General features: G+C 48.4%; 1 protein-coding gene (cut by a window edge). It reads left to right on the plus strand.

Going from position 1 to position 23,019, the window contains the following annotated elements:
- Positions 1-23,019, plus strand: the 5' portion of a protein-coding gene (locus tag ACY2RR_RS18825; RefSeq protein WP_490109721.1) for a DUF4347 domain-containing protein. It continues 12,153 nt past the right edge of the window; 23,019 of the gene's 35,172 nt are visible here — the first part of the coding sequence; the start codon lies at positions 1-3; its stop codon lies off the right edge, out of view.

Consider the following 23,019-nt stretch of genomic DNA (forward strand, 5'->3'; position numbering starts at 1 on the left):
ATGTTGGTAATGATTCGTCGGGTCGTTCAGTCTCGCTACGCAAAGCTTAATGAGCTTCGTCGTTTTTTATGGAACAGCAGTGGCCGTAAAATTCGAAGACAGAATCTTTATCTGGCTGAGCAGATGGAAAACCGGCATTTGCTCAGTGCCGATGCCGCTCCCTTGGCAATGGATGAGCTGTTGCGATCACAGCTCGATGAAAATGAAGTTGTAGAGCAACTGATTGAAAAAGGCCTGGTTGAAGCCTCGAACCAGTCAGAGATTCTGCAGCTTATAAGAGAGCAGGAAACTGGTGTATCCCAAGATGATGAAGTCATTTCTGAAACTGATACAGATAATCCCCCAACTGATCAGTCTTCGGTAACCTCCCCGAATACTCCCGAAGTTTCTACCACAGTACTTAGCCCCGCCGATATGAAGTTGGTTCAGGATCTTTCTGGCCAGCAGATGATTGTTGTTGATCCCAGTGTCGATGATTTTGAGGTTGTGCTTTCCCGTTTTGTCGGGGAAGAGGTCCTGCAAAACCTTGAATGGCGCTCTATAGATTATGGAGATTACGCTCTTAAAACTGCGGTTCTCCCTGCTGTAACAACATCAGTCGATGACGCTGATAAAGATGAAGCAGTCAATGCTGATACGAAAGATGGTCCGGCTAACGTGACAGTTGTTGTACTGGACGCTAAGCAAGATGGTATCCAGCAACTGGAAAGTGTAGCGAAGCAACATCAGGGCGTAAGTGTGCTGCATATTCTCTCCCATGGTGGGATGGGGAGCGTCCAGCTTGGAATGGTTCAGCTCAATAACAGTAATCTTGAGCGCTATCGTCGAGAGCTGACAAATATTGGTCAGGCTATGTCATCGGATGGCGACATTTTGCTGTATGGCTGTAATGTCGCTCAGGGCGAGCTGGGTATTAAGTTTGTCGACAGGCTTTCTGGTGTCACTGAAGCTGATATTGCTGCATCAGATGATTTGACTGGCAATCAGTTTATTGGCGGTGACTGGGCTCTTGAGTATGAGTCCGGTTTTATTGAAGTCAGTGCCGCAAACTTTTTTGCCTCTAATGAGCCTGTTTATGAAGGTGTTCTTCAATCATCACCTGCTGACGATGCAAATATGTCAGTGGTCGGGCAAGTTTTATCAGTTGAAGACCTTGAGCCATCTTCACCGTTAACTCCTGAATTGCTGGAAAAACTCCAAACAACGCTGCTTGCGCAAGCTCTCAATGTGAACAGCGCTTTGTTTGATGCGGATTTTAATTTTGATGAGCTGATATCCGCTCCAGTTGGTTTTGATCTATTGCTGAACAGTCTGCGCGGTGCAGTTGATTTTTCTTCTATGGCTGCAAAAGCGGAAGAGTTTTTAGAAATCAGTCAGCTTGTTGATAAGGCCACACCTTACCTTGATGAAGTAACCGGCGTGGAACTGACTGATGAGCAGCGTTTGCTGGCTCTACAAGAATACGCCGAGCTTCTGGAGGGTTTTGATGCCTCCGCCACTCTGGATGAGATTATTCAACTTTGGCAACAGCAGTATGGTGTTGATGCCACCCTCGAATCTTTATCTGCATTCCTTTCAACGCAATTGACGGCTTCTGCTGGCATTGATGCTGAATACGGCAGTATTCAACTGAGTTTTGGTTACGACGAGGCTGAGCGTGTTCTTTATCTTGATATTCAGCTGCAGCTCCAACAACAGTGGAAGAACACCCTTGATACAAGTCAGCTGTCAAGTAATCCGCTGGATAGCATTCTCGGTCGCTTGCGCGAAGAGAGCGACAAAGCACAGGAGCTTGTTGACCTGTTTGAGTCCGTCGGTGGAACAGGGGTTGATATAGCGAACCTGGATCTTGGTTTAACAGGCTCAGCGATTTTTGAAGCGCTGGCTCAAATCTCGGCTGGCCTTCGTGTTGCGGTTGCCGTGGACGACTTATCTGCTGCCAGCGCTGATGATGTTTGGCTGGAAGTTCAGGAACTCGATGCTTTTGTAGAAATTGCAGGGGAAGAATTGACTCTGCAATTGCCTTTTGGGTTGCCGCAGATTGATAAGGGTGGTCTGCGTTATAGAGTTAATCTTGATGGTGCTCTCGCGGGTTTTGAAGGACAAAGGATTTATCTTTCAACCATAGCCGATGCTTTGCGTGAAAATCCTTTCGCTTGGAATTTTGATGATTCATTTAATCTGTCATTGCCGTTTGCCATCGATTTATCAGTTCTTGGGCTTGATGCTCTTGGATTTGATAACCTTCAGGATTACTTCACTCCAACTCTGACCTTAGCCAAAGCTAATGCCGACTCAGAGTATGATTTCGGGCTCGACTTTATTATTGGTGCTGATCTGCAGGGCAAGCTGCTTGGCATGCTGGACAGTCTGGAGGCCTTATATCAAGGGCAGTTGACACAAGCTCTTGGTCAGCTGGGTGCGGATGTTCAGGTACCGGGTTTTATTGAAGGGCTTCTGGAGAAACTGGCGGGTGAGCTTCCCAATATTCCAGCTATTGGAAAGGCTTATTTTGCACTGAACTTTAATCCTTTCAATGGTGGTGAGAACCCTGAAACAGGGGAAAGCTGGCTGACCAGTCTGGGTAACAAACTCGGATTGTCCGTTGACTTTGATATTTCCCTTGATGAGCATTTGCAGAAACTGACCACTCTGCTCAACACTCAATTCTCCCTCAGTATTCCTGCTTCAAATGAACAGGAACGACAGACGTTCAGAAGCCATATCGGCGATTTCAGTGTTGAGTTGTACCAGCTTCTGGTGGATGAAAATTTTGATATCAATATCGCATTGCCTGCTATTGGTTCTTTCTTTGATCTGCCAGGATTTACAACAAACGACTTTGACCTTGCCAGTAACCTGTCAGCTGTTACGGCATGGTTGTTAAATGATTTTAGTCTACCATCTTTCGACCTTGAGTTTGGCCAGCTTGACCTGTCAGAAGGTTCATCAGAATCGTCTGCGCTGCAGAGCCTGTTCAATACGCTGAATGAATTTTTCGATTTCAGTGCCACCGGCATGAACATTGATTTTTCAACTGCGGCCGGCAAAGAGCAGTTCTGGGATGAATTGCGCGCAGGGTCTTTTGAACTCAGCATGACATCAACCCCATCCCTCAACTGGCTGTTAAGTCGTTTGCCAGGATCTCAGGGGAGTTTTGATCTTTCTAATTCATCAGGCGTTGATAGTTTTATCGCCAGTCTTGTTGCTGGTCGGTTCAATAGCTTCCTGACTGTTGAATTTGAAAAGCTGGATATTCCCTATATCAAAATCCAACTGCCAGAACTGCCCAGCTTCAATGATGTGCGTGGGCAACTGGTAGGCTTACTGCCTGGTATGCCAAATCTTTCAGGCTTTTTTGACTTCCTGAGTAAGGGCAGCGAATCCAGCACGAGTGAACTGTTTAATTTTCAGTTTGATAACCCATTTGCCAACGGTTTGTCACTGCAGGGCTTCAAAGATCTGTTTAGCAGTGATGGCAGTACGGCGTCGCCAAAGAGTTTTGGTTTCAGTATTGATATCAGCCCGGTATTCGATTCTGATCAATACCGTATGTTGATGCGGACTTTGGATACCAGCCTGTCCGGCGTTTTGGCTCTGGCTGAGTTATTGAAAGATGGGTTAGACATCACGACGCTGGCTCAGGACTTGAGCAATCATGAGAATGTACAACAACTGACGCAATTTGTTGAAGGCTTGACTCTTCTGGCAGATCAGCTGCCCGATGCTTTGACGCAGGTGACTGAGGAGGTGCGTCTGCTGCTGGCAGACGTGCAGGGCAATGCAGCAGTATTACAGCAAAAGGTTGATGATCTTGCCAGCCAGCTGACGCTGGATTCAACAAGGCAGACTCTTCTGGAGCTGATGGACGAACAGGCAGACCAGCTGACAGGGTTTCTGAATGATAAGATTTCCGACCTGGTTCAGCTGATTGATAACATTCCGGTGATTGGTGGTGAGCTGAAAAAAGCGATTGAATCTCTGGATTTAAGGATCACGCCAAAAGCTTTGACAGGCCCCGCCGCTGATTACCTCAATCAAATTTATGCTCTGTTTGATACGGAGAAAGATTCCGGTGCTGATCAGGCAGCTGCGTTAGTGGCCGCGCTGAATGATAATTTTAACGATTTTGAAAATATCCTTGCCTTGATTCCCGGGCTTGGAGAGCGCCTGATAGAAAAGCTGGAGAATGAAGGTCAGACGCTGGTTGATAATTTGAAAACTGCTCTTCAAAGCAAGGCTTCAGGCCTTGCCAGCGAAGTGAATAATGCTTTGGCGGGAGCCGGACAGTTGGCTGAGCAACTGGCTAAGCTGGGGCTGTCGGCCACTCATCTCTTGCCAAATCTGGATCTTCTTGGCGATACCCGCATTGTCGCTGAGCTTATTCTGGATATGGATGTTGCCGTGACTTTTGGCAACCTGTTCCGTGCCGGTGAAAGTGTTTTTGATACCACGCTCCACGAATTGGGTTTTTCTTCCAATGTTACGGGGCTCGACTTTGATTTTGATAATGATGACGAACTGGATATTGACGGTGCCTCCGTTCGCTTTGCAGTCAATCGTTCAGAAAACAGTGATCCACTGAATGGCTTTAAGAATGAGGGCAGCTTTGCCATCGTCCTACCTGTCGATCTTACCGGTCCTGGTCAGAGTGTACTGGCTGAGTTGGGACTTGATGGCATAGATGTTGAGGATTATGTCGATAATGTTGTGATCAGTATTGCGAAGCAATTTGTTGACAGCGTTGATACACCCCTTCAGGCCGATCTGGGGTTTGAAATAAATCTGGAAAACACCCTGATTGCGCCACTGAAAGAATTGGTAAACGGCTTTACCGGTTTAGAGTTCCTGAATCAGGAGCTGCCGCTGTTAAACAGTTCTTTAAATGACGTACTTCAGCTGTCTGATAGTTTGCAAAGCATGATCGCCGGTCTTGAGCGCGTTATTAACGCAGGTGTCAACGGTGGTGCCCTAGGTCTGACCGTGATGGTTGAAAAGGTCGGCGATACATTTACCTGGGCGTTGGGTGCTGACGCTCAGGCCATGCTTGATGCTTTAGAACGCGAGATTGAGAATCTTCTTAATACCTCCCGTGGTTCGGTAACCCTAACCTTCGATAAAGAGAGTGGTCTTGGCTTTCAGCTGTTTGATACCCAGACAATTGATAAAAACTTTGGCCTGAGTCTGGATCTGGGTAAAAAGCTGTTTGAAACTTTGGGTATTACTGGTTCAGATCTTGACGATATTCTGGATCTGACAGCAGCGGCCCAATTTGAAATGCTCGGGCAGGCTGTTCTGGCTCTTGGTTTTAACTACAACTTCAATACATCCACTTTTGCTCAGCTTGCCTTTGATAAGGGGCAGCAAAAGGGAACTGGATTTGAGCTGCTACTGGATCGCTTTGGCGCCAGTGATATTGACGCTGAAACTATTCTCAGTGCGCCGGATAGCGTTATAAATGCTCTGCCTGCCAACCTGCAACCAGTTCTTCAGCAACTGAAAGTTATTCTGGGGGTACAGAATGGTACCCTGGATTTGCTGGCTGATACGACCAATCCGTTTGCGGAAGTTCTGTTTAACGGTGCTGATTTTGTTCCTGCCTTGCGCAGTCAGATAAACCTGCTTTTGCCATTTTATCTGGGTAGTGAATATCTGTCTGAATTCTCTCTGAGTGATATTGCATTGCTGTTCAATGGCGGTTTTGCGCTGGATACTGCTGGTTTGTCATTCGAAGGGTTGAAAGCTCAACTGCCAGATTGGGAGGCGATTAAAGGCGCGCTTGTGCCTTATATGTTGAGCACTTCGCCAGAGTTTCTGGTGAATATGCTCAGTAGCTTCCTGGGCGATATGAAGGGGTTCGATGTAAATGGTTTCTCTGCGGATGCCAGCTTTGATTTAGGTGGTTTGCCTCTGGGAGATTTTGGCCTTGATAAAATTGTTCAAACTTTAAGTACCGTTTTTGATTTCGAAGCGCTTGTTCTGGAAATGCAGGCGTATATTCAGGTCACCAAGCTTCTTGATCTGGAAGTGCCTTACTTTGATCCAGAGACAGGTTTGAGCCTGTCTCTGGATGCTCGCTTTGACGCGCTGAAACAATTTGGTGATCTGTTGGGTTTGGCAGATTTTCCGGGTAGCTTGCCTGATTTCAAATTGGCCTGGATCGACCTTTATGGCATTGGCTCCACGCTTTCCGGCCTGGGTAGTTTTCTGTCTGCGCGCATGAGCAGCTTGCTGGGTTTCAGTGCCGAAACCGGTGGTATCAATATTAACTTTGGTTACGACCAGAGCCTTAATGCGTTGTTCATGGATTTCGGGTTGGACTTGAAAGAAACCCTGCTGGAGTCCTTTGATTTTGACGATCTCAGCGGCAATCCCTTTACTGGGCTGATCAGTAAAATCCAAAGTCTGGGTGACCTGGGGCAACCGGTGATTGATCTGCTGTCCAGTCTTGGAGTGGATGGCATTGATCTGGCGGATTTTGACCTGCCATTTTCTGGTGGAGCTCTGGCCAAAGCGTTGGCCACGTTTAATGCCGGATTCCGTTTGGGAATGTCACTGGATAACCCGTTCGATATAAGTCAGGACGACTTATGGCTGGAATTGCAGGAGCTGACAGGTGTCGTCGATGTCAGCCTGGATACGCTGAATGTCGAGCTGCCTTTTAATCTGGGTGGAATAGCTGACGCAGCCTTCCATTACCGAGCGACTCTTGATGGATTGCTGGCAGGATTGACCGGTAATCGCATTAGTTTTGCTGATATGAACAGTGTATTCCTCAAGAACCCGATTGCCTGGGACTTTGGGGATGATTACAACCTGTCTCTGCCTCTGGCTTTGAGTTTGCCAGGGCTGGATAACCTTGGCTTTGAGTTCAGTGATTATTTCCTGCCAGCTCTGAAGCTGTCCAAATTGGACACACCAGAGGGTTTTGATTTTGGACTCGACTTTATTCTCGGTGCCGATCTGCAGGTAAAACTGCTGGATATGCTCTCTGGCCTGTCTGATCTCTACGCCGGCCAGCTGAGCAGTCTGTTGGGTAATATCGGTGTTAACGTTGATATTCCCGATTTCCTGGAAGAACTTTTGGCCAGCCTGATGGCTGAGCTACCGGATCTTCCCGGTATTGGTGAAGCCTACTTTGCCTTGACCTTTAATCCGTTCGTAGCGGGTTCGGATTTGTGGACGCCCAAACTGGGTGAGCTTCTGAATCTGGGTGTTGACTTTGACCTCTCCAGTGATGTCCACCTGAATGGGTTGGGGGAGCTGCTTAATAATCTTTATGGCTTGAATATTGATCTGAGCACACCGGAAGCATTGGTAGATTTCCGCCTGTCTCTGGGGGATTACAGTGTTGAGCTGTACCGCGTGTTAGTGACAGCCGCCAAGTTTGAGTTTGATACCTCATTCTCTGATCTTGGCAAACTGCTGGATCTGGATATTGATTTCAATGCCAGCATTGCAGCACATCTGGATATTTTGAAAACAGCGCTCAATGCCCGTTTTGATCTGGGGCTGGCGACTCTGAATGCTGGTGATATTGATGGACTGATGTTGTATGTCCACCGCCTTCTGGAAGAGCTAAACTTTGACGTTCCCAGCTTTGATATCAACTTGGCGTTACCCGCCATTGGTTCTTTCTTCGAGCTGCCCGGCTTTATCAGCACGGACTTTGACCTGCTCAGTAATTTGCCATCTGTTGACGCCTGGCTGCGCAGTGGTTTTGATCTTCCAGATTTCGACCTGACATTTGCTGAGCTCACTGCGCCCCAGCTGGCTGTACTGCAAGGGTTGTTTGATGAGCTCAATGGCTTCTTCGATTTCAGTGCAACCGGTCTGGATATCGACTTTTCTGCTGACCTTGGCAAGCAAAAATTCTGGGAGCTACTGGTCAATGGGCAGTTTGATTTCTCGCTGGAATCCCCCGAAGCCTTGAATTGGCTACTATCCAAACTGCCGGATACTTTGCGGGCTGGTTTCGACTTATCGCTTCCAGAGGGGTTGAACAGCTTTATCGAAGACCTGCGCCTTGGACAGTTTAATGCCTTCCTGGGTGCACAGTTTTCTCTGTCTGGTATTGGCTTTAATACCATCGCTCTTCCTGACCTGCCTGACTTTAACGGTATTCGCGCGCAGATTGGTAATTACCTACCCAATATTCCCAGCCTGGCGGGTTTCTTTGATTTCTTTGGTGGTGTGGGCTCGCTGGATACAGGAAAGCTATTTAATTTCAGCTTTGATAATCCTTTCAAGAATGGCTTTTCACTGGACAGCTTTAAAGCCATGTTCAGCGCGGATACGCCACAAAGTTTTGGCTTTACCATCGATATCAATCCCGTTTTTGATTCTGATCAGTACCGGGTATTGATGCGGACGTTGGATGGCAGCCTCAACAGTGTGTTGGCTCTGGCTGATTTATTGAATCAGGGCGTTGATGTTAATACGCTGGCTCAGAATCTGAATAACAATGAAAACGTACAACAACTACAACATATTGTTGAAGGCCTGACGTTATTAGCTGGGCAGTTGCCTGATTCTCTGGCCAGAATCACAGGGGAAATCCGTCTGTTGCTTGAGGATGTTCAGGGTAATGTGGCGGCCATTCAGCAAAAAACCTCTGAGCTTGCCGACCAGTTGGCGCTTGGATCCATAAGTAAAACACTTCAGGATATTTTCGTTGAACAGACCGAAGGCCTGACAGATTTTCTCAATAACAAAATCGCTGATCTGATTCAGTTAATTGATGGCATACCAGTTATCGGTGGAGAACTGAAAAAAGCGATTGATTCTCTGGATCTGAGAATCAAACCAAGTACTTTGGCGGGGCCAGCGGCTGAGTATCTGGATCAGATTTATGGATTCTTCGACGCTATTCAAAACAACGCTTCGGATAAAGCCAGCCAGGCAGCAGCTTTAACCAATACGCTCAATGATCATCTCAGTGACTTCGAAACCATTCTGGGCTTGATTCCCGGAATGGGGGAAAGGTTACTGGAGAAGCTGGAGGCGGAAGGTCAAACGCTGACCGCAGAGGTGAAGGACGCCTTGCAGGCTGGTTCCGCCGGTCTGGCCAGTGAACTGAATGATGTGTTGGCTGGTGCCGGTGATATTGTTGATCAGCTGGCAAAACTGGGTCTGTCGGCGACTAACCTGCTGCCGAATCTGGATATTTTGGGCAACACCCGTATTGTCGCTGAGTTAATCCTGAATATGGATGTGGCGGTGACATTCGGTAATCTGCTGCGCTCCGGTCAGGACGTGTTTGAAACCACTCTCCATGAGCTTGGTTTTGCATCAAATATTACCGGGCTGGACTTCAACTTTGATGGACAGGGTGACCCGGAAATCGACGGCGCTTCGGTACGCTTTGCTTTGAATCGTGTGGAAGACAATGAACAGCCTGATGGATTTAAGGATCAAGGCAGTTTCGCAGTTGTTTTACCTGCTGATCTGACGGATGCAGGTGATGCGGTGTTGTCTGAACTCGGTCTTGATGGTGTTGATGTTGAAGATTATGTAGACAACGTCGTTGTTCGTGCGGCAAAGAGTTTTGTTGATGAATCTGTGGATCCTCTCGAAGCCAGTCTTGGTTTTGAAATCAACCTGCAAACAACGCTGATTAATCCACTGAAAGATGTGGCTGATAGTTTTTCCGGTCTGGACTTCCTCAATCAGAATCTGCCTCTGCTGAACAGTTCTCTCAATGATGTACTGAAACTGTCAGATAACCTGCAGGCGATGATTGCCGGTCTGGGGCGAGTGATAGGGGCAGGGCTGGACAGCGGCGGCCTTGGGCTGACGGTTACGGTTGACCAGGACAAAAACTGGACTCTGGGAGCGGATGCTCAAGCCATGCTGGATGCCCTTGAGCGGGAAGTAGAAAGTCTGCTCAATGCCAGCCGTGGTTCCGTTTCTATTCTGCTTGATAAAAACACGGGTTTAGATTTCCAATTCTTTGATGCGCTGGCAATTGACGAAAGCTACGGGCTTAACATTGATGTCACCGAACTGCTTTTCGATACTCTCGGTGTGCAGTCGGATATCAGCAGCCTCCTGAGCCTGGAAGCCGCAGCACAATTCCAGATGATAGGTGAAGCCATTCTTGGTCTTGGCTTTACCTACGATTTTGATACTGGCCTGGTTAAGAAAGCCTTCGATAGGGGGGCATCGTCTGGTATTGGTTTTGAACTGGATCTGGACACTTTCGGTATTTCTGATCTGGATGTTGTCGGCGAACTGGTTATCCCGGACGACCTTATTAATGCCTTACCTGAAAACCTGAGGGCTTTACTGGACTCTTTATCTCTCAGCGCGGCTATTGAAAACGGTACTGTCAGTTTGTTAGACAGCGCCAGCCCCGATACACCGTTTGCATCAGTGACTTACAACGGTGCTGGCGGTTTGAATACCAGCTTGAATGCCGGGCTTGAGGTTGTGTTGCCCATGTACCTGTCTGGAGTGCAGGTAGCGGAAATTGCCTTTACGGCCGTTGATATTAATTACCAGGAGATTGGTGGATTCACTCTGGATCTATCTGGCCTTGATAAAGAAGCCCTCAAGAATCAACTACCAAGTTTCCAGGATGTAAAAAATGCTCTTGTTAAAGCACTGATTGAAGCGTCTCCTGGATTACTGCTGGATACTTTGTCGTTTGCCATTGACAGCGCTATTGGCATTAATCGGGACGTTTGGGTTGAGCAGGGTACCAATAACGTTTATCGACAGATTTGGAACTTCCAGGAAAGCCTGGACAGTGATTATGTACAAACTACAACCGTATCTGTAGCGGGTATCAACGCACAGGGTTCACCTATTCAGTTGCTGGAATGGCAGTTGGGCAACGGCGACACCGTGCTTGGTTTTGAAACCGGGCAGGACGATAACAAAGCCCTTCATGTTTATCAGGAAAACTGGCAACTGCTGGGTAGCTATGAATCTTCTGAATTCAGTGACGCTCTGGTCGCAATGGCGGCAATCAGTTTCAGCTCTGCCGCAGGTAACCGGGTGTTTGAACGCAAGCGCCTGCAAACCGGATTCCTGTTCTCGGAGATTGATTTACTGGACAAGTCCGTTGCCGATTTGATGGGTAATGGAACCGTTGATTTTGTCAGCGCCTTTGGCCAGTCCATCGATAGCCTGCGGGATCAGATTCGGGAGGAACAGAAAAAAGACGACAGCAGTAGCTTGCAGGCGTTGATTAATCTGTTTAACGATCTGGTCAACGACACACTGGGTCTTTCTGCTGAAACAGAGGTTATTGGCTATACCATTGACAGTGGCGTTTTCGATGTCGACCTGACTCTGGATACGCTGTTCTCAGCGTCTCACAGTCTGGCGTTGGAGGCAGAAGATATTGGTCTGCAGGAGCTGGTAAACCTTACCGGCGACACCCTGGCTCTGGAAGCGGACGCAGAATTAAGCGTAAACGCCGACGTCGATGTGAACATCGGCTTTGGCATCGATTTCAATGATCTGGGTGACCTTGATCTGTATCTGGACGCCAGCAGTTTTGTTAGCGCGGATATTACAGGTGATGCAGATGACCTGGCCTTTACCATGGGCGTTGATGCTGGCGCTCTAGGCAAAATTGGTTTCCTTGTTGATGACGGCGATGCCAGTCTGACTGCCAGTGTTGATATCGATTTTGATGAGTCAAAAGAACTTGGAGCCAACAGTGATGGCCGAATCGACTTTGATCAGATTGATGATACTCTGAAACTGGCAGGTGAAGCGGGTATAGATATTAACCTGCCGCTTTACTTCCCAATCAAAGCGCTTCCAGTGAGTGGTAGCACTTACGACAAGAACAATGATGGTTATGGAGACAATGTTCTTCACCTTGATAGCAAAGCTACCGTTGAAGGTTCGGGGCTTAATTTCTCGGGCGTTAACCTTATTGTTCCGAAGTTTGACCTGAAATTTGATGTTGTTACCGCGTTATTGGCGCTGCTTGATGATCCTGCCACGCTGCTTGCAGGCCTTGAAGGATTTTTCGGAGCGATTGACTCCATGGCCGATGGTATCGACTCCATTGAATTACCGCTGTTGGGCGGCGCGCCATTTGATGATCTGGCCAACAGTCTGCGCAGCGCTGGGTTGTCTGTACTGGGTGATAAATCCGGTGGTTCCTATCAGGACAATAAGCTGGGTGCCTGGCTGGAAGATCAGGCGGACTCCAAGACCTCCACAAGTGAGGCCATCCTTAATGAAATAAGACTGCAGCTGTATAACGGCCTGAAAGGTATCGACAGTGACCTGTTCTACTTTGCGGTTCCCGCTTTGGATGAGCAGGGTAATGAAGTTTATGACGATGATGGCAAACTTGTTACCAAAAAACCGGAGAGCGCTGACGATATTGAATTAATTCTTACCGCGGATGGTTTGATTACTTTCAATATAAAGTTTGCCGGTGTGCTGGTGGATGGCGATCTGCCTATTGATTTTAATGCAGGCCTGCCTGGTCTGAACCTTGATATTGATGCAGCTTTTGAAACTTATATCGATTACCTGATGGGCGTTGGTCTGGGTATCGGTAACATGGGCTCGGGCAACACCATCAATATGGGCGTGTTTTTTGATACATCTGGCATTACCGAGGCCGGTGAAGAAATTGCCCTGGATGTTGATGCCAAACTGGCCAAAGGCTCTACTGCTGAAGGTACCCTTGGCTTCCTGAAGATGACCTTTGAAGATCTCGTGGGCAGCGGTCTATCTGGTCACTTTGGTATTGACCTTGAAGATGGTAATAACGACGGCCGGCTGGAGCTTGGAGAAAGCCTTGAACTGGCGATGAATGCCGTGGCGGAAGCCAACGCGTATCTCAAGGCTGAAGTATCCAGTGATTTGCTGGAATTCCTCCCCTCTGTATCAACCAATATTAATTATCATCAGGAACTGGGTCGTGTTGAATTGTCCACGACTGAAGGAACCACTATAGAATTTGGTGATCCTGAGGTAGTTCTGGAAGATGTGACTCTGGATGTTGGCAGTGTTTTCAACAGTTTCCTGGGTGACACCTTTGATGCGGTTTACAGCATTGTTAAACCCATCAAACCAGTGGTTGATTTGCTGTTGATGGAAATTGATCTTGGTATCACCAAGGTTCAATTTATCGATCTGGCCTATTTGCGCCTGCCTGCTCAAACCGTAGATACAGCCAAGAAAGTTCTTGAGGTTCTGGCGGTCACCATTGACTTCCTCGAATCGGTTCAAGGGCTGTCTGATGCCGGTGGGATTAACTTTGGAGATTTCAATCTCACCGAAGGTTTGGTTAAAGATCCAGACGCAGAGACTACGGAAGACGATGTCGCTGGCGCTAAGTCTGAGTCTGATAGAAATCAGCAGTTAGGCAGTCACAGTAAAACGGTGAAAGGGCCTGATCAAAAGGGGCTTGATAGCGGCAATGAGAAAAACTTCCGCCTGCCTATTATTGAAGATCCGATGACGGTTCTTGATTTCATTCTGGGTCGTGGTGAGGCCGATCTGTTCTGGTATGACCTGCCTGATCTTGCTTTGGAGTTTGAATACTCTAAATCCTATCCAGTATTCCCTGGTTTGAATGCCGGCCTGGCCGGTTCTATCGGTGCCTATACAAACTTTGATTTTGGCTTTGATACTCGGGGCTTGCGACAGTGGATGGATACGGACTTTGATCTGTCTGAGAGCTGGCGCATCTTCAATGGCTTCTATCTGGACGACCATGGTCAGGAAAATACGCCGGAAGATGAAGATGAGTTGATCCTGACTGCCATGATCGGCGCTTCTGCGTCGTTGGGCATTGGAGGCTTGGTTGAGGCCGGTATTCTTGGTGGTATTGAGATGCTGGTCGGTTTTGACCTGAATGATAAGGAAACCGAGTTCCTCAATGATCTACCTGTCGGCGATGGCAAATTCTATGGCTCCGAACTGATTGAGAGAGTAACTCATGGGCCGCAGTGTTTATTCGATGTGCATGGCGCGCTTTCAGTTTTCCTGGAGGCCTTCATGTGGATTGGTATTGATGCTGGCTTTACCACTATCACACTGTTTGAAGCACGGGAGCGCTTTGTTGACCAAGTGATCGCCGAGTTCGATTGGGAATGTATTCACGAAGCGCCCGAAGATATCGCGGTGCTTGAAGGCGACAACCTGAAACTGCGTTATGCCGGTTCTGATTCCGGCGGTGCCCAGAACTATACCGTTGATGTGCTGGCTATTGATGATGACTTCTCCTTTGAGAATCTGGTTAAGGAAGGTTATCTGGATACGGAGTATTCCACCCGGGCGGAAGAGCAGGCCATGGCCGCGGCTATTCGCAGCTGGAAAGATAATAACGCAGGTGAAGACGTTATTGTCGTGAGCACCGGCCAGCGCGCGGAACTGTTCCTGGCCAGTCAGGTGAAAACCGTTACGATTAATGGCACCAGCCATAACGATCGTTACTCCCTGAAGAAACTCAATGGACGAATTGATAATCTGATCATCAATGCCGGTGGCGGTGATGATGTCATTGATATTTTTGCTGACGCGGAAATGGAAGTGTTCCTGACGTCACTGGAAATCTTCGGTGGTAGTGGTGAAGACTTTATCAAGATCGCTGGCGAGATGCTGGGGGATAAAGGCATTGATAGCCGGGCCTACAAGGTTTACGGCGGAGATGACGATGATCGTTTGAAGATTGAAGGTGCCAGCACTACTTATTCCGGCATCTTGCTTGATGGTGGTGATGGTGATGACACCATTATGGGTAAAGATGGTGGTGAACGGGTTCAGGGGGGAGCCGGTTTTGATGTCATCATGACCTATGGTGGTGATGACAAGATTTATGGTGGTGATGAAAACTCAATCGCTACTTATGAAGACATCGATGGCAAGTTACAGGTGTCCCAGATTTATAAGGCCAATGGTCAGGCCTTTGATTATTACGATCAATATGGATACCCACTTGAATCAGAGGGTGGGGCGCGCGTCACATTGACCACGGATAATCACATGGTTCGTCAGTTCCATGGTGATGTGATCTATGCCGGTGATGGCAATGATGAAATTCATGGCGGCGCAGGCTTCGACCAGATTTTCGGAGGCGCGGGCAGTAATCGGATCTGGGGCGACAGTGGCAATGATGTCATTGATGCTGGCACTGGATCTGTTGAGGCCTATGGCGGTACTGGAGACGATATTATTTCCTGGAGTTACCAGGATATTCCTGATGGCGCCACGTTGAAAATTGATGGTCAGGAAGGTGATGACTCCCTCAATGTCGTGGTTAATGATGGGCAGAATCAGGTCGTTCTGAATAGCGCTGGCGTTGGTACGCTGGCGAATCTGACTATTGATGGCGATACCCTCGCCCTGGATAAGATTGAGCATCTTTATCTGGATACTCAGCAGGCGGGTGACGATATTCAGGTGGGCGATTTGCTGGATACCAGCCTGGAAAGCGTTGATATCGAGCTGGGTTCACGCAAGGCCACTGAGTTTCAGGTTGAACGTGACAGTGACGGCAATCATCAGGTTTTGCCGGATAATTACAGTCAGTTGACACAGGATATTATTGCCGCGGCAGATATTGATGACAGCGTAGCCGCTAATGCACGGCAGACATTGTTCATTCCTGCCGGAACCAACAGTGTTACGCTGTTTTATGGCTATCAACAGAATCAGGCTCAGGCCGGTCGTACCAGCGTCAACTCTGTTGTTGTTAGCAAAGATATGAGTGTGACTGACATTGAAGCATTGCTGGAGTCTCTGTCGTCTGTCGCTGATGTGACTGTGACCGGCACTGGTTCAGAAGCTGAGCCCTGGGTATTCACGTTCCTTGAGGCTACTCAGGAAGATAGTGGCGATTTCCGACAGCTGGCCCGCCATCACGCCATTGATAATCCTATGTACCGTGAAGGGGAGTTCTTCTATCGATATAGCCTGGAAGAGGGCGGACGTTATCTCTTTAACGCGGATGGTTCGCCACGCCTGACGGATCATAATGTTGTCGCCGAGAGTCTCGACAGCAATAACAAACAACAGGAAATTGCCCTGATTGAAGGGCTGACTCGTGTTGAGTTGTTCTATGGCTTTGATGAAAGCAATGCTGCGGCAGGTCGGACAGACAACAACAGCGTCACAATAACCGCTGATATGTCCACAACGGATATTGAAGCTGCGTTGGAGTCCTTGGCCGCTATTGGAGATGTCACTGTCAATGGTGACGGTACGTCGACCTCTCCCTGGCTGGTGACTTTTAATGAAGCCAATACCAGTGATAACTCATTCAAGATGCTGGGGCATCACTACAAAACCCAGGATCATTTTGGCGCGCTTCTCACCCGCGAAGATACCCGTACTGAACAACTGTTTTATCGCTTAAACGATAATACGGCAGAATACTTGTATAACGACGATGGAACGCCACGGCTTGTTGATCATAGAGAAGCTGCTGATGCTATTACTGCAAATCAGGTACAACTGCTGACCTTAGCGGTTAACGAGCCAGAAGCTCTGCTCTGGTACGGTGACCAGGCCATTGTTGTTGAACAAAACTTATCTGCTGCGCAGCTTGAGTTGAGACTCGAGGCTTTAACGGCCATTACCGACGTGACTGTCACCGGCTCTGGTTACGACAGTGATCCATGGCGTATAGAGTTTGTTTCTGCCGATCAACAAACCGGTTCATATAACCAGCTTGAGCTTCAGGTTGTTCGTTTTGCTGACTCAGTGGCAGGAACAGATATTTTCTCTGCTGCCAATGTCGACAGCGCGGTCATTAGCCATGATCTGCAGCAGCTGACCATTCCAACCTCCGCTACTGGTATTGAGCTGCGTTATAACGGTGAAACTATCTCCGTTGACTTTGATGGATCCCTGGAAAACCTGGAGCATGCTCTGGAAGACTTGCCGGGTTTGGAAAATGTAGCGGTACAGCAGCTCTCCGAGAGCGCCGGTATCTGGGCCATTAAGATTCTTGAAGGTACCGCGGATGCTGCCAGTGACTTCTACAAGATTAGTGTCTCCGTTGTTCAGGAAAAAGCAGATCAGCGTTCCGCGCAGATATCAGAGAACCAGCAGATACTCCACCTGACTGGAACCCATGGTCTTATCAGCCTCGGCAGTGACAGCGTGCGCGTTGATACCAGCATGACCACTGACAAGCTGGCCATGGCTTTAGGAGAGATTAACGCTTTCTGGAATACCTCTATTGAGGTGTCTGGCGCAGGTTCAGAAGCGTCTCCCTGGCTCATTACCCTGACGCCTGCCGATGGCAGCTCCTTCCAGGCACTATCTGTAACAGACCTGACGGCTGTCACAGGAACATTTACCGACAGCTCTACGATAGACCGTGCGCAACGCATGGCTGCTGTGGCTACGTTGTCGTTGTCTCTGGAGGATTGGCAGTCCCATGCGGCTCTGGAATACAACGGCGCATCGGTTGCTGTTACTCAAGAGATGACGGCGGCTGACATTCAGGTCGCTCTCCACTCCCTTGCAACTATCGATCAGGTTTTGGTCAGTGGAGAAGGTACTGAGACCAACCCCTGGTCTATCGCTCTGATTGCGGCGGATACCCAAAGCGATGGTTCACTGTTTGCCCTGGAGAAGGTTATTTCAGTTCAGGCGATGAGTGTTCCTTTGGAAGTTCCTTATGTGCCATCTGTCTCCGATGAGACGGCTGTTGAGGGCTCCATCGCCATACCGGAAGGTTTGCAAAACATCAGTTTTGCAAAAACGGGTGTACCAGGAACCGTTGATGTTGATCTGTCTGACGGTGTAAGCAATGAAGAGCTATCCCAGTTGAAAACCTTGAATGGCGGCCATGATGTCACTGTTGAAGGAACGGGCTTGGATAATAACCCCTGGGCTTTCACCTTTGAGAACTATCAGACCCTACCTGACGCGGATGCGAGCGAACCAGTTATTTCCGTTACTTATGACCTCAGTTCTGTTCAGGGAGAACTTTTCTCTGAGAGCACCAGTGCATTTAAGGCTATTGAGCGTTTGAATGATGAGGGTGAGTGGGTAATTGAAAGGAACAGCGATAACACATACGCCATTTACTCCGATCAAGCCAATGCCAACACGGAATCTTTCTACCTGTCGTCGTCTATCACCGTAGAGAAAGAAGGTCCTCGCCTGATTGAGAAGGATATCTGGGTTGAAGGCGACGATGGGCAACTGATTAAAGCTAAAGACAAACCTGGTTATACCGGTCCGACCACTGACTGGTTTGAAGATCCTACCTGGGTAAATGACAAACGAGTTGATTCGGTAGTGATTACCGGCTCCGACACTGAGAACGACTACTTCCAGGTTGGTCACAAGCTGAATAATCCGGGTACAGAACTTGAGTCCAAGGAAACAGACACTATTCAGGTTCTTCATCAACGTCTGAACAGTGATGGCGCTCCTTCCCTTGATGAAAATGGTCGCCCATTGAGCAGTGCCAAAAGTCTGGTTATCACGGTTCATGGCATGGACCTGAAGGACGATGACGCCAGTGTCAGCCCGGACAGTATTACAGTGGATGGTTCAGGTGGCGATGATCGTATTGTCGCTGGTTTTGAGCCCAATTCTACTGACGTTCGCTCACATCAGGTTGTTACGGCACGGGCTGCAGACCTGTTGACCCTTAAAGGCGGTGAAGGTAACGACCGCATCATTGGTACCAACTTTGATGACATCATTGATGGCGGTCTGGGTGATGACGTGATTACCGGTAACGGAGGTGAGGATCAGTTTATTGATGCTGGTGGTATCGATACTCTGATTGAAGCCCGCGATCTGAACTTCCAGCTATCTGATACAGAACTGGTAATTTCGGGACAGCAACAGTCTGACGTAGATCCTGAGTTGATGGTTTCCGTCCATGAACGTGAGGCCATGGGCGTATTTGAGAAATTTGAACTGTTTGGTGGGTCACGATCCAACACCTTTACCGTCGATAACTTTACTCAGGAAGCTGTTCTGGACGGTACCGAGGGTAGTGATACCTATGTAATGACCCTGACGACCCGCGATTCTGATGGTAAACAGATCGAGACTGTAGACGGGCGCTCCAAGGTCTTTATTGAAGACAGCGGTACGGGCAGTACCGACAGCGATAGCGTGGAAATCTGGGGTGGTGATGTGAAAGACACCCTTCATATGACCGCGGATGCCAGCCGCCAGGAAGTGGAAGTCCTGAACCCTAACGAGAGCTTTACCCTCAGCTATCACGGAGAAACGACCGCTGCGGTAACCAGCGCGGATACTGCTGAGACCCTGAAAGCCAAGCTGGAAGCTCTTACGTCTATTCATTCCGTAACAGTGTCTGGCCTGGGGACTCAGAGTGAACCCTGGCAAATTATCATTCTGGATGCCGAGACTAATGTGGAAGACCAGTTCTTCCGTCTCTACAGCAGCAGTGAAACAGCTGCCAGGGCGAAAGTCAGCCGTGCGCTGGTGCAAAGGGTGAATAATGATTTTGCTGACTCCCTGCTTGACGGTAAGCCTGATGTGGAGGCCATGTTTGGTCGCCCTGAGAATGAAACCCAGGTTGTCAGTATTTATGAAGACCCTCAGACCCGGACCAAGGAAGCAGGCAGTTTCCGTCTGACCTATGCCGGACAAGAGACAGTTCTGCTGGATGAAAATACGACAGCCGCACAATTGAAAGCTGCCCTCGAAGCGTTAAGCACCATTACCCGTGTGGACGTATCCGGCAGCGGTGACAGCCGTAACCCATGGCGGATCAAGCTGGTTGAAGCCAGTCAGGATAATCGCGGCAATTTCTTCCTGATGACTGTTGATAACACCGACCTGGTGCGTAAACCCATGGATATTGCCGATGCTGCGGCGACAACCAGCGCTTCGGTTTCTTTGGCAGAACCAGAAGATTACCAACGGGTTTATTACGACTTCAGTGCCGAGAATGTTGTGATTCACGGTGGTAAACAGGACGACACCTTTATCTCCGATGACAGCACCGCGGCCATGTATGTGTATGGTGATGGTGGCAACGATAGCTTCCTTGTAGGGCGTGTTATCGATGTTAAGCAGGTCACCGTAGATGGGCAGAAGATTGATGTCGTGAATGGCCCGGATGGTATTACGGCAGGTGTCAGCTTTAACAGTTATTTCTATGGTGGTGCTGGTGATGATTACTTTGAGGTGAATCACAACATTGGTGAACTGGAGCTGTATGGGGAAAGCGGTGATGACACCTTCTTCCTGAAAGCCGTGTTGATTGATAATGGCGCTGGAGGTACCGAAGAATCTGGTGGTGGTGATATCAGCGCTGGCGCCGGTGACAGTGAAGGAAACATTGACGAGAAAGACCACGATACCCTGATTGACTATGTAGAAAACAATAGGGTTGGTATTTTCGGTGGCAGTGGTTTTGATACGGTAGTGATAGCTGGTACGGCACTGGCTGATGAATTCCACATTTACACCGACAATGAAGGTGGTCAGTACCTTTATGGCGCGGGTATCAAACTGGAGAATATCAACGACGTTGAACGTCTGGCTCTGGTGACCGGTGGCGGTGACGATAAGGTTTATCTTTATGGGTTAGATGAAAGCCTGAGCCTGCTGTTGAATCTGGGTTCCGGTGATGATCAGCTCATTATTGGCGGTGAAGAGCAGACGTTTGAAGTCACCTATCCTGCTTCCAATGCTACCTATACCGTGAAGCAGCAAGTACTGGAAGATGTGTTCCAGTCAGAGTCGCTGGATTACAACAATCTGAGTTTGGTGAAGCGCACCAAAACTCAGGAAGATTTCCAGGCTTTCTACAAAAAGTGGATTACTGATGCTCCGGTCAAAATCAGTGACAGACATTGGCGCCTGCTTGAGGCCAACCTTACTGTTGCCCTGAAACTCTATGCCCAGGCTGTTGAAAGAGCAGTTTATAACCCTGTACGGAACACCACACTTCATGGTGGGCGAGATCCCAAAGAGTATGATCTCAAACTCGATGAGCTGGAAAAGGCATTACTGAATGCGCCGGGCCAGGAGTGGGGCGAAAGTTATGGTGACTTTGATTACGAGAACTACTTCTATAAAGGTGGCAAGTCACCGATTTTGCCAACAGAAATTGCCTTTGAAACACTGGCTGAAATCGTCCCTAACCAGCACCAGCGTGTAGGGCATCTCAGTCTGGACTACGCCTTTTTCAACAAGTATTTGCGAGAAGTTGTCGCTCAAACAATCTGGGGTGATTTTATTCATACAGACCAGGTGCGTTTAGGGCATTTGAACTCTGCTGAGGAAGGTGACGATTGGGGCGCGGACCCTGATTTGTACAAACGGGATTTGTATGATGCCCAAATGCGCACCGGTAGAGGCAACATGCCTCATATTGAAGGTGAGAAGGGTGTCTGGATTGACGAAGATGTGCACTACTCCCATTTTGGTGGCAGTCATCACACCAAGGGCGCTGAGCTATTCTGGGATCTGATGTCCCTGTTCTACGAAGTTGATCAGAAACAGGATGTCACTGTTAATGTGGAGCACACCTACAAAGCCGAATGGACTGATGGCGTAGGATCGTATCGTTTCGATAATCTGCCCGAACGCACAGTAGAAAAAACCATGGCGGCTAATTACGACATCAGTCGTATTGCTGGTGTGGTACGCCTTAGCGGTGGTGGCGGTACAGATACAATCACCATTAATGCTCAAGATAACGCTGGATTGGATGTAGAGGTTCAGAAACAAACCCTGAATCTCGCAGACTTTATTTTTGATGAGGCGAACCTGGGGCAGGATATCCCTGAAATCCTTGATAATGACGGCCAGCCTCTGATTACCCATGAAACAATTCAGGCTGCGTTGATTCGTATCAACAAGGAAACCGACATTGGCGTTATTGATCGTTTGTTGACTGGTGAACAGAATCAGGCTGATGTGACCGTATCCGTCGATAAACTGGTGAACAGCTATCAACTGGAAGCGTCTTTGACGTCACTACTGAACACGCTGGAATCCAATAGCTCCAATCTGGCAACAGAGTATGAAAATACCCTCGAAGCATTTGTTATTCGTGGATTGCAGTTGTTGGGCGCAACAACGGACACCAGTCTTGCGAACTTCTCTCTGGATAGTCTTGACGCACTGTTAAATGATCAGGATTTATTGAATGCTTTGTCTGACGATTCCCTGAAGGGGCGTGCCGAAGCAATTCAATCAGCGCTTAATGCCGTTAAAAACTATCTGACGCTGATCTCCGTGACCGACTCTCTGGAGGCTGACGGTTACAGCTGGACCGCAGATTCAGCGCTTAAGGTTTATCAGAATAATGATATTGATCTCGGTAATCGTGAATCAACCTATCGGTATACTCAGGAGATCTGGGATCCGAGTCTCTTCAAAGAGGTCGAGGAGTGGGATACTCGCTCCGGGGATTACCAGCAGAGAATTGACCTTGGAGATCGGGTTAATGAGCTGCGCTCCAATGATTTAAATAATGAGCGCTCTACTCGCGAGTTGCTGGAAATCACTTACAACGTGGATGGTAAGGAAAGCGGCACTGTTGGCTCAGCCAGCAATGCCAATAACCCTCTCCGTGGTAACACTATTGAGCTTGAGAAGGAGTACGTCAGACAGCTTGATAACCTCAATCACTCCTATTACACATATTCCTACTACGGCACTGATGGCAATGGTGATGTTGTTCTCGAAAGTGTGGCCATCCGGCGTTTAAATGCTGACGATGGTGGGCCAGATGTTGAAGGTAAATCCGCGCTGGATGGCGGAACCTATCTCACAGCCAGTAACTGGGATCGTTACATTGACGCTTTGAGCATGAGTGTAGACGATGCGGATATGTTCAAAGCCATGAGCTTTGATGATGCCGCGGTTGAAGCATTAATCACCCAGGCGCTGAACCAGTCCGTCAGAGCTGATATTGAGGGTCGTTTGATTGACGGTTTGATTATCGAGAAGGGCGGGCAAACCTACAGTATCGATATGACCTCCGTGCAGGATGACAGCGGATTCTATATTCCTGTGAGCGTGAATGTGTTGCAAATCGTTGATGAGGTTATCACGGTTTCCGCAGAGTACATTACT

The sequence above is a fragment of the Parendozoicomonas sp. 2304DJ65-17 genome (genome assembly GCF_058148445.1).